Here is a 13530-nt window from a genome sequence, read left to right on the forward strand (position 1 = left end):
CCCGCTCAGGCCGGGTCCACCGCCGCACGCACGAGCGGCAGGACCCGGAACGGGACCTGGGTGGCCAGCGCGATCACGGTCGCGGAGCGCACGATCGCCGGGTGCGCCAGCACGGCGTCGATGACCCTTTGGAGGTCGGTGTTGGAGCGCGCGACCACGCGCACCCACAGGTCGCCGGCGCCGGTGATGGTGTGCGCCTCCAGCACCTCCGCGATCGCGGCGAGATGGCTCCCGACCGCGTCGTGGCCGCCGGCGTCGGGGGACTGGCGGATCTCCAGGGTGAGGAACGCCGTGACCGGGTGGCCCAGCGCGGCGGGGGAGACCTCGGGGCCCCAGCCGGTCACCACCCCGCCGGTCTCGAGCCGGTCCAGCCGCGCCTGCACGGTGCCGCGGGCGACGCCGAGGCGCCGGGACGCCTCGAGCACCCCGACGCGGGGCTCGGCGGCGAACAGCTCGAGCAGCCGCCTGTCCAGATCGTCCACGTGTGCCCCCGTCCCGGCCACCCTCGCTGGGCAGTCTGTCCAGTGTTCCGGGCCACGATTGCACAACCTGTAGTCCAGGTCACACCCTGCTGACATGACCCTCACGCCCGACGAGATCAAGGCCGACCTCACCCTCGAGCAGCTGCGCCAGCTGGTGGGGCTCGTGGAGTACGACGCGGAGTCCGACCCGTTCCCCGTCACCGGCATGGACGCCGTCGGGTTCGTCGTCGGCAACGCCACCCAGGCGGCCGCCTGGTACCAGCTCGCGCTCGGCATGGACCTGGAGGCCTACCGCGGCCCGGAGACCGGCTGCCGCGACCACAAGTCCTACGTGCTGCGCTCCGGCAGCGCCCGGTTCGTGCTCTCCGGGGCGGTCTCGCCCGACAGCCCCCTGATCGAGCACCACCGCCGCCACGGCGACGGCGTCGTCGACCTCGCCCTCGCCGTCCCCGACGTGGACGTCTGCATCGACCACGCCCGCGCATCCGGGGCCACGATCCTCGAGGAGCCCCACGACGTCAGCGACGAGCACGGCACGGTGCGCCTGGCCGCGATCGCGACGTACGGCGAGACCCGGCACACCCTCGTCGACCGCTCCCGATACTCGGGCCCCTACCTGCCCGGCTACGTCGCGCGCACCTCCACGGTCGTGCGCCCCGCGGACCGTCCGGCGCGGCTCTTCCAGGCCGTCGACCACTGCGTCGGCAACGTCGAGCTGGGTCGGATGGATGAGTGGGTGGACTTCTACCGCCGGGTGATGGGCTTCGCCAACATGGCCGAGTTCATCGGCGACGACATCGCCACGGACTACTCCGCGCTGATGAGCAAGGTGGTCGCCAGCGGCAACCACCGGGTGAAGTTCCCGCTCAACGAGCCCGCGATCGCGCAGAAGCGCTCCCAGATCGATGAGTACCTGGAGTTCTACGACGGCGCCGGCTGCCAGCACCTGGCGCTCGCGACCGGCGACATCCTGCGCGCGGTGGACGTGATGCGCGAGCAGGGCGTGGAGTTCCTCAGCACCCCCGACTCCTACTACGACGACCCCGAGCTGCGTGCCCGGATCGGGGAGGTGCGGGTGCCGGTGGAGGAGCTGAAGAGCCGCGGGATCCTCGTGGACCGCGACGAGGACGGCTACCTGCTGCAGATCTTCACCCGGCCGATCGGGGACCGGCCCACCGTCTTCTTCGAGCTCATCGAGCGGCACGGCTCGCTCGGCTTCGGCAAGGGCAACTTCAAGGCCCTCTTTGAGGCGATCGAGCGCGAGCAGGAGCTGCGCGGCAACCTCTGAGGCCGCGCCTCCTCAGTCGCGGCGGGCCACGGCGACGAACAGCTCGCTGCCGACCTCGACGAGCCGGTCGGGGGTGAGCCCGGGCTCGTCGTGGAGCCAGTCGGCGACCAGCTCGGCGAGGCCGGCGACGAAGAACGTCGCGTGCACGCGCAGCCGGTCCGCGGGCAGGGCCCGCTCGCCCAGGATCGAGCGCGCCTCGTCGGTGACCACGCCGGCGAACCACGCGACCAGCTCGCGGCGCCGCGCGCGCAGCGGGGCGCTCGCGCTGGACTCCACCACGACCACCCGGGCCTTGGCCGGCGCGGCGACGAGCACGTCGACGGCGGCGCGCAGCGCGGCCCGGGTGCGGTCCAGCGGCTCGCCGTCGGTCGCCTCCACCGCGGCCACGGCGCTGGTCGCCAGCTCGCGGCACACCTCGTCGAGCGCGGCCACGAGGGCCTCGTCGCGGTTGCGGAAGCTCTCGTAGAAGTAGCGCTCGGTCAGCCCGGCGGCCTGGCAGATCGCGGTCATCGTGGCCTTCTGCTCACCCTGCTCGCCGAGCAGTGTGATCGCGGCGGCCAGCAGTCGGGCGCGGCGTTCCGCGGCCCGCTCCGCGGCGCTGCGCCCGCCGTAGCTCCTGGTGCCCTCTGTCGCCTGGCTCACAGGAAGACCTTGACATCTCCGCGGCGTACGTCAAAACTGACAGCGCTCCCTGTCAGATGTCGCACGGCCTCTGACGACTCCCCACCGATCGGAGTCCCGATGCCCTCCCTGCCGCTCGTCGGCGAGACCCTCGCCTATGTGCGCGACGCCCCCGGCTTCATGCAGCGCCGCTGGTCCGAGCACGGTCCGGTCTCCACGATCACCTTCCTCGGCCGTCCCTGGACCGTCCTGCTCGGCCCCGACGCCTGCGCCGAGGCGCTGCGCAACGCCGACAAGGCCTTCGCCAGCGGCCCGGGCTGGGGCTACCTGGTCGGGCCGTTCTTCGACCGCGGCCTGATGCTGCTGGACTTCGGCGAGCACCACCAGCACCGCCGGGTGCTGCAGCAGGCGTTCACCCGCCAGCGCCTGGAGGGGTACGCCGCGGCGCTCGGCCCTGCCGTGGCCCGCGGGGTGGCCGCGTGGCCCGAGCAGCCGGGCTTCCGCGCGTATCCCGCCCTGAAGTCGCTGACCCTCGACCTCGCGACCGAGATCTTCATGGGCGGCGCCGACCTGGCCACCCCCGACGAGCTGGCCCGGGTGAACCGTGCCTTCGTCGACTGCGTGCAGGCTGCGACCGGTCTGGTGCGCGCCGACGTGCCCGGCACCCGCTGGGGACGCGCCCACCGCGGCCGGCGGGTGCTCGAGGAGTTCCTGCACCGCCACCTGCCCGCGAAGCGCGCCGGCGGGGGAGACGACCTGTTCTCGGTGCTGTGCCGCCTGCGCGACGAGGACGGCACGGCGTTCAGCGACGACGACATCGTCAACCACATGATCTTCCTGCTGATGGCCGCGCACGACACCTCGACGATCACGGTCTCCACCGTGCTCCAGCACCTGGGCCAGCACCCGGAGTGGCAGGAGCGCTGCCGCGAGGAGTCGCTGGCGCTGCCCGAGCACCCGTCGCTGGCCGAGCTGGACTCCCTGACCTCGCTGGACCTGGTGGTCAAGGAGTGCCTGCGGCTGGTGCCGCCGGTCCCGGTGCTCGCGCGGCACACCGTGCGCGAGACCGAGGTGCTCGGGCACCGGATCCCGGCCGGGCGCCACACCGCGCTGATGCTGCACCACAGCCACCAGATGCCCGAGCTGTGGAGCGACCCGCAGCGCTTCGACCCCGAGCGGTTCGCCGAGCCGCGCCGCGAGGACCGCTCGCACCGCCACGCGTGGGAGCCCTTCGGCGGCGGCGTCCACAAGTGCCTCGGCATGGCCTTCGCCGGCATCGAGGTGAGCACGATCCTGCACCACCTGCTGCGCCGCCACCGCTGGTCGGTCGACCCCGGCTACCGGGCGCCGCTGAGCTATGCCTCCCTGCCCTTCCCCAAGGACGGCCAGCCGGTCGACCTCGTCCCCCTCACCCGTCTTCCCAGGAGCGCCGCATGACCCGTGACCTCGCCACGCTGTCCGTCCTCGTCACCGGCGGCGCCCGCGGCATCGGGCGCGCCACCGCCGAGCGCCTGGCCCGTCAGGGCGCCCGGGTCGCGATCGGCGACCTCGACGCCGACCTGGTGCGCGCGGTGGCCGCCGAGATCTCCGCGAGCCCCGCCGTCGTGGCCGCCGGCGGACGCGTCGTCGGCGCCGAGCTCGACGTCACCGAGCGCGACTCGTGGGACGCGTTCCTCGCCGCCACCGCCGACCTCGGACCGGTCGACGTGCTGGTCAACAACGCCGGCATCATGCCGCTGGGCCCGCTGCTCGAGGAGCCCGAGGCGCTGACCCGCAAGATCGTCGACGTCAACCTGCACGGCATCATCCACGGCACCAAGGCGGTCGTCCCGGCGATGATCGGCCGCGGCGGGGGCCACGTCATCAACGTCGCCTCCGCGGTGGGCCGGGTCCCGCTGCCGAACGGCGCGACGTACTCGGCCTCGAAGTTCGCCGCCGTGGGCTTCAGCGAGGCGCTGCGCGGCGAGCTGGCGCCCCTCGGCGTGCAGGTCACCGCGGTGCTGCCCAACGTGGTGCGCACCGAGCTCGGGGCAGGCGTGCCGGCGGCGCGCGGGGTCAAGGCGGTCACCGCCGAGGACGTCGCCGCCGTCATCGAGTCGGCGATCCACAAGCCGCGCCCCGAGCTGTGGGTGCCGCGCTACGCCCAGGTGATCGCCAAGGGTGCGCTGGTGCTGCCCCAGCGGGTGCAGGACGCGATGGCCCGCCTGATCAAGGCCGACAAGGTGCTCTCCTCGGCCGACCACGAGGCGCGGGCGGCGTACGAGGCGAGGGTCCGCACCCAGCACTGATCCGGGCCATGATGGGCCCATGACGACGTACGTCGGGTTCCTGCGGGCCATCAACCTCGGCGCGACCCGCAAGTTCCCCAAGGACGCGATCGTGGCCGCGGTGGAGTCGCTCGGCTTCACCGCGGTCGCGACCCACATCAACACCGGCAACGTGCGCTTCGAGACCCCGATGCGCTCCCGCGCGCGGATCGAGGCCGCCCTGGAGGGCGCCTTCGCCGCCGCGGCGGGCTTCGAGGTCCCGACGGTGGTGATGACCCCCTCGGAGCTGCGCGCCACCCTCGAGCACGCCGAGTCCTTCGGGCACGACGGCATGCACTATGTGTCCTTCCTCAAGCAGGAGCCCGCCCCCGAGGCGGTCGCGGCGCTCGAGGCGGGCAGCAGCGCCGAGGAGGTCGCCCGCGTCGGCGGCCGCGCGGTGCACCTGATGCTGGGGGAGAACTACCACCAGGCGCGGCTGACCAACGCCGTGGTCGAGCGGCACCTCGGCGTCGCCACCAACCGGAACCTCACGGTCGTGCGCACGATCGTGGACAAGTGGTGCTGAGCTGAGGCTCGCCCGCGGCCGCGGCGTCACTCCCCGCGGAACACCGGGCGCCGCCGCTCGGAGAAGGCGCGCATGCCCTCGGCGACGTCGCGGGTGCGCAGCAGCACGCTCTGGCCGGTGCGCTCGCGCTCGAGCGCGTCCTCGAGGTGGGGGAGGGTGGCGGCGTTGACCGCCTTCTTGGCCGCCGCGAAGGCGAGCGGCGGGCCGGCGGCGAGGCGGCGGGCCAGGGTGGCGACCAGGTCGGGGAGCTCCTCGTCGGGGGCCAGGTGGGTGACCAGGCCGGCGGCCAGTGCCTCGGCGGCGCTGAGCGGCTCGGCCAGCAGGGCCATCCGCATCGCGCGGGCCCGGCCGATCGAGGCGGCCACGGTGGCGCTCGCGCCGCCGTCGGGCATCAGTCCGACCCGGCTGAAGGCCAGGAGGAACGAGGCGGACTCCGCCGCGACCACGATGTCGGCGGCGAGCGCCGCGGAGCAGCCGACGCCGGCGGCGACGCCGTTGACCGCCGCGAGGACGGGCTTGTCGAGGTTCACCACCGCGCGGATGATCCGGTTCGCGGCGTCCAGTGCGCGGACGTCGAAGCGCTCGTGGGCGTCCTGGCCGGAGATGTCGGCGCCGGTGCTGAACGCCGCGCCGGTGCCGGTCAGCACCACCGCGCGCACCTCGTCGCGCGCGGTCGCCCGCTCCAGCTCCTCGGCCAGCCCGACGGCCATCTCGTCGCTGAGCGCGTTGAAGACCTCGGGGCGGTTCATCCGCAGCCACAGCACGCCGTCGGCGAGGTGGACCTCCAGGTCAGACAACGTCGACCCCCGCCTCGCGCAGCTGCACCAGCGCCGCCTCGGTGGTCTCCGGCGCCACGCCGGCGCACAGGTCGAGCAGCACCCGGGTGGCGAAGCCCTCGCGGACGGCGTCGAGCGCGGTGGCCCGCACGCAGTGGTCGGTGGCGAGGCCGACGACGTCCACCGCCTCGACCCCGCGCTCGCGCAGCCAGTCGGCCAGCCCCGCGCCGGAGTGGTCGCGTCCCTCGAACCCGGAGTACGCCGCGGCGCGCTCGCCCTTGCGGAACACCGCGTCGAAGGGCCGCGGCTGGAGGTCGGGGTGGAACTCCTCGCCCGGGGTCCCGACCGCGCAGTGCACCGGCCAGGAGTCGACGAAGTCGGGGGTCTCGGACCAGTGGTCGCCCGGGTCGACGTGGTGGTCCTTGGTGGCCACCACGTGGCCGTAGCCGGGGGCGTCGGCGGCGCCGCGCACCGCCCAGCGCTCCAGCAGGTCGCCGACCTCGCGGGCCACCCTCGCGCCGCCGCTCACCGCCAGCGAGCCGCCCTCGCAGAAGTCGTTCTGGATGTCCACCACGACCAACGCACGTGTCATGGCACGACCCTAGACCGGGGCCGGGGACGCCAGCAGGCCCAGCGAGGACCAGAGACGCTCAGACGTGCAGGGTCGGGATCACCGGCTCGCCGCGCGAGAGCTTGCGCGCCGCGCGCGGCAGCTCGGCCCGGGCCATCTGGTGTCGGTCGCGGGCGGTCTCCAGCGACTCGCGCCCGACCACCTCCCCGTCGCGGACCAGGGGGACCAGCAGCGCCCGGTCGTCGCCGTCGTCCTCCGGCGGGGTGCCGACGCCGACGACCTCGGCCTCAGCGACACCGCGCCTGTTGCGTCGCCGCAGCGCGTACTTGCGCCCGCCCAGCGAGCTCTTGTCCTTGCTGAGCTTGGCCACCGAGACCAGCGAGCCGTCCGCCCCCTCGCGCGCGACCAGCTTGTAGACGAGGCCCGAGGTGGGGTGGCCCGAGCCGGTCACCAGCTGGGTCCCCACGCCGTACCCGTCGACGGGCGCGGCGCCGAGCGCGGCGATGGCGTACTCGTCGAGGTCGCTGGTGACGATGATCCGGGTCCCGGTCGCGCCGAGGGAGTCCAGCTGGGCGCGCACCTCATGGGCCAGCACACCGAGGTCGCCGGAGTCGAGGCGCACCGCGCCCAGGCCGGTGCCGGCAGCCTCGACCGCGGCCCGCACGCCCGCGGCGACGTCGTAGGTGTCGACGAGCAGGGTGGTGTCGGCGCCCAGCGAGGCCACCTGCGCGCGGAAGGCATCGGCCTCGGAGTCGTGCAGGAGGGTGAAGCTGTGCGCGCTGGTGCCCGTGCTCGGCACGCCGTAGCGCTGCCGCGCGGCGAGGTTGGAGGACGCGGTGAAGCCGGCGACGTACGCCGCCCGGGCCGCGGCGACCGCCGCCTCCTCGTGGGTACGCCGGGCGCCCATCTCGATGCAGGGCCGGTCCCCGGCGGCGCAGGTCATCCGGGAGGCGGCGGAGGCGATCGCGCTGTCGTGGTTGTAGATGGAGAGCAGCAGCGTCTCCAGCAGCACCGCCTCGGCGAACGTCGACTCCACCACGACGAGCGGGGAGTAGGGCAGGTAGACCTCGCCCTCGGGGTAGCCCCACACGTCCCCGGAGAAGCGGTAGGACGCCAGCCACTCCAGCGTCGTGCCGTCCACGACCCCGTCGAGCGCGGCGAGGCTCTCGTCGTCGAAGCGGAACGCCTCGAGCGCGTCCAGTGCCCGGCCCACGCCCGCGACCACGCCGTAGCGCCGGCCCTCGGGCAGGCGTCGGGGGAAGAGCTCGAAGACGGCCCGGCGCCCGGCCGTGCCGGCCGCCAGCGCGGCCTGCACCATGGTCAGCTCGTAGTGGTCGGTGAGCAGGGCGGTCGAGTGGGGCGTCGACGGGGACGCGGTGGGAGAGGCCACCGGGTCAGTGTGCCAACATGGTCAACGTGTCCGCCGCGAGCCCGGTCGAGGTCGAGCCGACGGTCGTTCCCGATGACCTCACCCACCTGTCCAAGCCGTGGGTGACCATCGTGTGGAACGACCCGGTCAACCTGATGACCTATGTCACCTACGTCTTCGAGACCTACTTCGGCTACCCGCGCAAGAAAGCGGAGAAGCTGATGATGGAGGTCCACGAGGACGGCAAGTCGGTGGTCAGCTCCGGCACCCGCGAGGAGATGGAGCGCGACGTGCAGGCCATGCACGAGTACGGCCTGTGGGCCACCTTGCAGAAGGCGGAGTAGCGATGATCAGCACCGGTTTCGAGCGGCACCGCCGCAGCGGACGCATCATCGCCAACTTCACCGCCTTCGAGGCGGACCTGCTGCGCTCGCTGGCCTCCCAGCTCGTCGAGCTGCTGCGCAACGAGGCGGCCGTCCCGCGCGAGGACCAGGACCCGTTCGAGGCGATGATGGACTTCTCCGGGCCGACCACGGTCCCCGAGGACCCGGTGCTGGCGCGACTGTTCCCCACGGCGTACACCCACGACGAGGAGGCGGCCGGCGAGTTCCGTCGCTTCACCGAGGGCGCGCTGCGCGACGGCAAGGCGCAGGCCGCGGCCACGGTCATCGAGACCCTCGAGGACGCCGGTCTGCCCGCCGAGGTGGACGAGGACCGGATGGTCTTCATCGACGTCGAGCTCGACCGGGAGACCGCACACACCTGGATGCGGTCCTTCACCGACATCCGCCTGGCCCTCGCCACCCGCCTCGGCATCGAGGACGGCGACGAGGAGTTCTGGCTCTCCCTGCCCGACGAGGACCCGCGCGCCGCCGCGCACGACATCTACGAGTGGGTCGGCTACCTGCAGGAGACGCTCGTCCAGTCGCTCATGTCCTGAGGCCGCCGACGAAGAACCGCCCGGAACGCCGAAGGGGCGCCCCCACCGCTCGGATCCGACGGCGAGGACGCCCCTCTCGACGTACGGGTCAGACGACGCCGAGGGAGAGCATCGCGTCGGCGACGCGCAGGAAGCTGGAGACGTTGGCGCCGGCGACGTAGTTGCCGGGCTGGCCGTACTCGTCGGCGGCCGAGGCACACCGGTCGTGCACGCCGACCATGATCTCGCGCAGGCGCTGCTCGGTGTGCTCGAAGGACCAGGAGTCGCGCGAGGCGTTCTGCTGCATCTCCAGCGAGCTGGTCGCGACGCCACCGGCGTTGGCGGCCTTGCCCGGCGCGAACAGCACACCGGCCTCCTGGAACAGGCGGGTGGCGTCGGGGGTGCAGGGCATGTTCGCGCCCTCGGCGACGGCGCGCACGCCGTTGTCGATGAGCGTCTTCGCGGCCGCCCCGTCGAGCTCGTTCTGGGTCGCGCAGGGCAGTGCGACCTCGCAGGCGACGTCCCAGACCTGGCCGTTCTCGACGAAGGTGGCGCGGGGGCGCTGGGCGGCGTAGTCGGAGACCCGCTGCCGGTCGACCTCCTTGACCTGGCGCAGCAGGTCGAGGTCGAGGCCGTCCTCGTCGACGACGTAGCCCGAGGAGTCCGAGCAGGCGACGACGTGCGCGCCGAGCTGCATGGCCTTCTGGGCGGCGTAGATCGCCACGTTGCCGGAGCCCGACACGATCACCCGGCGACCCGACAGCGACTCGCCGCGGGTGGCCAGCATCTCCTCGGTGAAGAAGACGGTGCCGTAGCCGGTGGCCTCGGTGCGGACCTGCGAGCCGCCGTACGACAGGCCCTTGCCGGTCAGCACGCCGGACTCGTAGCGGTTGGTGATCCGCTTGTACTGGCCGAAGAGGTAGCCGATCTCGCGCTGGCCGACGCCGATGTCGCCCGCGGGGACGTCGGTGTACTCGCCGAGGTGGCGGTAGAGCTCGGTCATCAGCGACTGGCAGAAGCGCATGATCTCGGCGTCGGAGCGACCCTTGGGGTCGAAGTCCGAGCCGCCCTTGCCGCCGCCGATGGGCAGGCCGGTCAGCGCGTTCTTGAAGATCTGCTCGAAGCCCAGGAACTTCACGATGCCGAGGTAGACCGACGGGTGGAAGCGCAGCCCGCCCTTGTAGGGGCCGAGGGCGGAGTTGAACTCGACGCGGAAGGCGCGGTTGATCTGCACGCGGCCCTGGTCGTCGGTCCACGGCACCCGGAAGATCAGCTGGCGCTCGGGCTCGCAGAGACGCTCGATGACGGCCTGGTGCAGGTACTCCGGGTGCTTGTGGACCACCGGGCCGAGCGACTCGAGGACCTCGAGGACGGCCTGGTGGAACTCGCGCTCGCCGGGGTTGCGCGACAGTACGGTCGCGTAGTGCTCCTGCAGCGCGGTGTCGAGCTTCTCCATGCGACAAACCTTAGGTGCTGGCTGGGAGGCCCCCACGCCCGGATGTCCCGGTCGAGACCGCGGCGCGTGCCGGTGTGAGGTGCGTCGCTCCCCTCCCGCGCCGTCGTGCGGCGCAACATGGTGGCAACAGGCCGGCAACAGCGCTGTCACACTGGGGCCGTGCCGATCCCGCCGTTCATCGTCGACCTGCGTCGCAGCGTCGGCACGCACGAGCTGTGGCTGCCGGCGGTGACCGCGGTGGTGCTCCACGAGGGCCGGGTGCTGCTCGTCGAGCGCGCCGACAACGGCCGCTGGGCGCCGGTCACCGGCATCCTGGACCCGGGGGAGGAGCCCGCGATCGGGGCACGCCGCGAGGCGCTGGAGGAGACGGGTGTGGAGATCTCGGTCGACCGGCTGGCCGCGGTCTCGGTGAGCCCGCGGATCACCCACGTGAACGGCGACCGCGCGGTCTACCTCGACCTCACCTTCGCCTGCTCCTGGGTGGCGGAGGACCCGTACGTCGCCGACGACGAGAGCACCGACGTGCGGTGGTGGCCGATGACGGACCTGCCGCCCATGGCTGCCCACATGCTGGCCGGCATCGAGGCCGCGGCGTCGGGGGAGAGCACCCCGCGCTTCGTGCGCTGAGCGCGCACCCACACCGCGGGAGCGGGCGTGTGCCACGCCTCGTCGTACGCCGTCCGGGTCCCGGGCGGGTGCTCGGCGCGCCTGCCGCTACCCCTAGTCTGGAACGGTGCTGACCATCGACCAGGCGACCTTCGACGCGATCGTCGCGCACGCCAAGCGCGACCACCCCGACGAGGCCTGCGGCATCGTCGCGGGACCGTACGGCAGCGACCGCCCCGAGCGGTTCGTCGAGATGGTCAACGCCGCGGGGAGCCCGACGTTCTACGAGTTCGACTCGATGGACCTGCTCGCGCTCTACAAGGAGATGGACGAGCGCGACGAGGAGCCGGTGATCATCTACCACTCCCACACCGCGACCGAGGCCTACCCGAGCCGCACCGACATCGGCCTGGCCAGCGAGCCGAACGCGCACTACGTGCTGGTCAGCACCCGCGAGCACGGGAATAACGACGGTCCCGTGGAGTTCAGGTCGTATCGGATCCTCGACGGCGAGGTGACCGAGGAAGAGGTCGTCGTCGTCCCCGCACTGGGCTGAGGACCCTCCGACCGCAGCACCCGCACGACCCTGCACCGAGCGCAGAGACCTGCGCGCACCACGACATCGCACGACATCGCTGAATCCCTGAGGAGCTGTTCGAAGCCATGGCCATCGAGGTCCGGATCCCCACCATCCTGCGCACCTACACCGGCGGCGAGAAGGCCGTCTCGGGTGACGGCGCGACGCTGAGCGCGCTCATCGACGACCTCGAGGGCAGCCACCCCGGCATCAAGGACCGCCTCATCGACAACGGCGACCTGCGTCGCTTCGTCAACGTCTACATCAACGACGAGGACGTCCGCTTCATCGGCGGGCTCGAGGCCGAGCTCTCCGACGGCGACCAGGTCGTGGTGCTTCCCGCCGTGGCCGGGGGCTGCTGAGAGCGCGACGGCCCCGCGATGATCACCACCCCGGCGCGGCGCACGTTCGTCCTGGTCGACGGCGAGAACATCGACGCGACCCTCGGCAACTCGCTGCTGGGCAGGCGCCCGCAGCCCGACGAACGGCCCCGCTGGGAGCGGGTCACGGCCTACGCCCGTGACCTGTGGGACCAGCCGGTCACCGGCCTGTTCTTCCTCAACGCCTCCAGCGGGCAGCTGCCGACGAGCTTCGTCCAGGCCCTGCTGGCCATGGACTACCGGCCGATCCCGCTGGCCGGGCGCAGCGACGAGAAGGTCGTCGACGTCGGCATCCTGCGCACCCTCGAGGCGCTCATCGGCCGCGACGACGACGTGCTGCTGTGCAGCCACGACGCCGACTTCGCCGACGCGCTCGGCCGGCTGCTCGGCAACGGGCGCCGGGTCGGCGTGGTGGCGCTGCGCGAGTACGCCAGCACCGCGTTCGACAACCTCGGGCTGGAGGTCCACGACCTCGAGGACGACGTGCGTGCCTTCAACGTGCCGCTCCCGCGGGTGCGGATCATCGCGCTGGAGGACTTCGACCCCGAGCGCTTCCTCAGCTGAGACGCGGGCCTGCGGGCCACGTCGTCGGTTCCGATCCGATCCCACCCGAATGGCATCCTGATACCCATGCGCTACGACAACCTGCTCGCCTCGGTCGGCAACACCCCGCTGGTGGGTCTGCCTCGGTTGTCGCCGAGCCCCGAGGTCCGGCTGTGGGCCAAGCTGGAGGACCGCAACCCCACCGGCTCGATCAAGGACCGCCCGGCCCTGAAGATGATCGAGGAGGCCGAGAAGAGCGGCCTGCTCCGTCCGGGTTGCACGATCCTGGAGCCCACGTCCGGCAACACGGGCATCTCCCTGGCGATGGCGGCCAAGCTCAAGGGCTACCGCATCGTGTGCGTGATGCCGGAGAACACCTCCGAGGAGCGGCGCCAGCTGCTGCGGATGTGGGGCGCCGAGATCGTCTCCAGCCCCGCCGCCGGCGGCTCCAACGAGGCGGTGCGGGTCGCGAAGCGGATCGCCGAGGAGCACCCCGACTGGGTGATGCTCTACCAGTACGGCAACCCCGCCAACGCCCTCGCCCACGAGCAGGGCACTGGGCCCGAGCTGCTCGCCGACCTGCCCTCGATCACCCACTTCGTGGCCGGCCTCGGCACCACCGGCACGCTGATGGGCGTCTCGCGGTTCTTCCGCTCCGCGAAGCCCGACGTACGCATCGTGGCGGCGGAGCCGCGCTACGGCGAGCTCGTCTACGGCCTGCGCAACCTCGACGAGGGCTTCGTCCCGGAGCTGTACGACGCGGACCTGATCGACTCCCGCTTCTCCGTCGGCCCGCGTGACGCGGTGCGCCGGGTGCGCGAGCTGCTGGAGCTCGAGGGCATCTTCGCCGGCGTCTCGACCGGCGCGATCCTGCACGCCGCGCTCGGCCAGGCGGCCAAGGCGGTCAAGGCCGGGGAGACCGCGGACATCGCCTTCGTCGTGTGCGACGGCGGCTGGAAGTACCTCTCCACCGGCGCCTACGAGGGCACGGTGGACGACGCCGAGGAGCGCCTCGAGGGCCAGCTCTGGGCCTAGCCCGGGGTCCGTCCGCGGTCCGTCAGCGGTCCGTCCTGGGGTGCCGGTGGCGAGGGACACCCCGCCGTGGACGTG

At 72.6% G+C, this 13530-nt stretch carries 17 protein-coding genes; 11 read left to right on the forward strand and 6 right to left on the reverse strand.

The genetic code is table 11. The features are described 5' to 3' along the window. Positions 1-5: 5 nt before the first annotated feature. On the reverse strand, positions 6-482 hold the full coding sequence (locus tag HOQ23_RS12385) for an Lrp/AsnC family transcriptional regulator (RefSeq protein WP_367650481.1): 477 nt from the start codon (positions 480-482) through the stop codon (positions 6-8). A gap of 94 nt (positions 483-576) precedes the next feature. On the opposite strand from HOQ23_RS12385, the gene hppD reads away from it, so the two are divergent. Then, a complete protein-coding gene (hppD, locus tag HOQ23_RS12390) occupies positions 577-1770 on the forward strand; it encodes a 4-hydroxyphenylpyruvate dioxygenase (RefSeq protein WP_172214923.1) in 1194 nt (397 codons plus the stop codon). Positions 1771-1782: 12 nt separating this feature from the next. Here the strand turns inward: hppD and HOQ23_RS12395 are convergent, their stop codons facing one another. Continuing rightward, positions 1783-2412 carry a TetR/AcrR family transcriptional regulator gene (locus tag HOQ23_RS12395; protein ID WP_172214924.1) on the reverse strand — a complete coding sequence of 210 codons (630 nt, stop codon included), beginning with the start codon at positions 2410-2412 and terminating at the stop codon, positions 1783-1785. Positions 2413-2511: 99 nt separating this feature from the next. Between HOQ23_RS12395 and HOQ23_RS12400 the strand changes: the two genes are divergently transcribed. The 3 genes from HOQ23_RS12400 to HOQ23_RS12410 are packed head-to-tail and all read left to right on the forward strand — an operon-like array spanning position 2512 to position 5223. Continuing rightward, positions 2512-3828 carry a cytochrome P450 gene (locus HOQ23_RS12400; protein WP_172214925.1) on the forward strand — a complete coding sequence of 439 codons (1317 nt, stop codon included), beginning with the start codon at positions 2512-2514 and terminating at the stop codon, positions 3826-3828. After that, on the forward strand, positions 3825-4679 hold the full coding sequence (locus HOQ23_RS12405; protein ID WP_172214926.1) for an SDR family oxidoreductase: 855 nt from the start codon (positions 3825-3827) through the stop codon (positions 4677-4679). Before HOQ23_RS12400 ends, HOQ23_RS12405 begins: the two co-directional genes overlap by 4 nt. Before the next feature lie 19 nt (positions 4680-4698). Continuing rightward, complete coding sequence (locus HOQ23_RS12410) at positions 4699-5223, forward strand: DUF1697 domain-containing protein (RefSeq protein ID WP_172214927.1); 525 nt, start codon at positions 4699-4701, stop codon at positions 5221-5223. A 26-nt stretch (positions 5224-5249) separates the two neighbouring features. Here the strand turns inward: HOQ23_RS12410 and HOQ23_RS12415 are convergent, their stop codons facing one another. From HOQ23_RS12415 to HOQ23_RS12425, 3 genes are read right to left on the reverse strand one after another with little or no spacing between them, the layout of a single operon-like run. After that, positions 5250-6020, reverse strand: a complete 771-nt coding sequence (locus HOQ23_RS12415; RefSeq protein ID WP_172214928.1) for an enoyl-CoA hydratase — start codon at positions 6018-6020, stop codon at positions 5250-5252. Further along, positions 6013-6591, reverse strand: a complete 579-nt coding sequence (locus HOQ23_RS12420; RefSeq protein ID WP_172214929.1) for a nicotinamidase — start codon at positions 6589-6591, stop codon at positions 6013-6015. Before HOQ23_RS12420 ends, HOQ23_RS12415 begins: the two co-directional genes overlap by 8 nt. A gap of 58 nt (positions 6592-6649) precedes the next feature. Beyond that, positions 6650-7960, reverse strand: coding sequence for a nicotinate phosphoribosyltransferase (locus HOQ23_RS12425; protein WP_172214930.1), 1311 nt, complete (start codon positions 7958-7960; stop codon positions 6650-6652). Positions 7961-7977: 17 nt separating this feature from the next. Here HOQ23_RS12425 and clpS point away from each other — a divergent pair, with 17 nt between their 5' ends. Continuing rightward, complete coding sequence (clpS, locus tag HOQ23_RS12430; protein ID WP_172214931.1) at positions 7978-8283, forward strand: ATP-dependent Clp protease adapter ClpS; 306 nt, start codon at positions 7978-7980, stop codon at positions 8281-8283. A 2-nt stretch (positions 8284-8285) separates the two neighbouring features. Continuing rightward, on the forward strand, positions 8286-8879 hold the full coding sequence (locus HOQ23_RS12435; protein ID WP_172214932.1) for a DUF2017 domain-containing protein: 594 nt from the start codon (positions 8286-8288) through the stop codon (positions 8877-8879). Between the two features lie 88 nt (positions 8880-8967). Here the strand turns inward: HOQ23_RS12435 and gdhA are convergent, their stop codons facing one another. After that, positions 8968-10314, reverse strand: coding sequence for an NADP-specific glutamate dehydrogenase (gene gdhA, locus HOQ23_RS12440; RefSeq protein WP_172214933.1), 1347 nt, complete (start codon positions 10312-10314; stop codon positions 8968-8970). A 159-nt stretch (positions 10315-10473) separates the two neighbouring features. Here gdhA and HOQ23_RS12445 point away from each other — a divergent pair, with 159 nt between their 5' ends. The 5 genes from HOQ23_RS12445 to HOQ23_RS12465 all read left to right on the forward strand — a co-directional run bounded on the left by HOQ23_RS12445 (position 10474) and on the right by HOQ23_RS12465 (position 13455). After that, positions 10474-10941 carry an NUDIX domain-containing protein gene (locus HOQ23_RS12445; RefSeq protein ID WP_367650482.1) on the forward strand — a complete coding sequence of 156 codons (468 nt, stop codon included), beginning with the start codon at positions 10474-10476 and terminating at the stop codon, positions 10939-10941. Positions 10942-11047: 106 nt separating this feature from the next. Further along, entirely contained in the window at positions 11048-11476 is a 429-nt protein-coding gene (locus HOQ23_RS12450; protein ID WP_172214935.1) for a M67 family metallopeptidase, read from the forward strand. 107 nt (positions 11477-11583) lie between these two features. Next, positions 11584-11859, forward strand: a complete 276-nt coding sequence (locus HOQ23_RS12455; RefSeq protein ID WP_172214936.1) for a MoaD/ThiS family protein — start codon at positions 11584-11586, stop codon at positions 11857-11859. A gap of 18 nt (positions 11860-11877) precedes the next feature. Continuing rightward, positions 11878-12441 carry an NYN domain-containing protein gene (locus HOQ23_RS12460; RefSeq protein ID WP_172214937.1) on the forward strand — a complete coding sequence of 188 codons (564 nt, stop codon included), beginning with the start codon at positions 11878-11880 and terminating at the stop codon, positions 12439-12441. A gap of 66 nt (positions 12442-12507) precedes the next feature. After that, a complete protein-coding gene (locus HOQ23_RS12465; protein WP_172214938.1) occupies positions 12508-13455 on the forward strand; it encodes a PLP-dependent cysteine synthase family protein in 948 nt (315 codons plus the stop codon). Positions 13456-13530: the final 75 nt, after the last annotated feature.

It is taken from the genome of Nocardioides sp. zg-DK7169, assembly GCF_013155365.1.
Lineage (GTDB): Bacteria > Actinomycetota > Actinomycetes > Propionibacteriales > Nocardioidaceae > Nocardioides.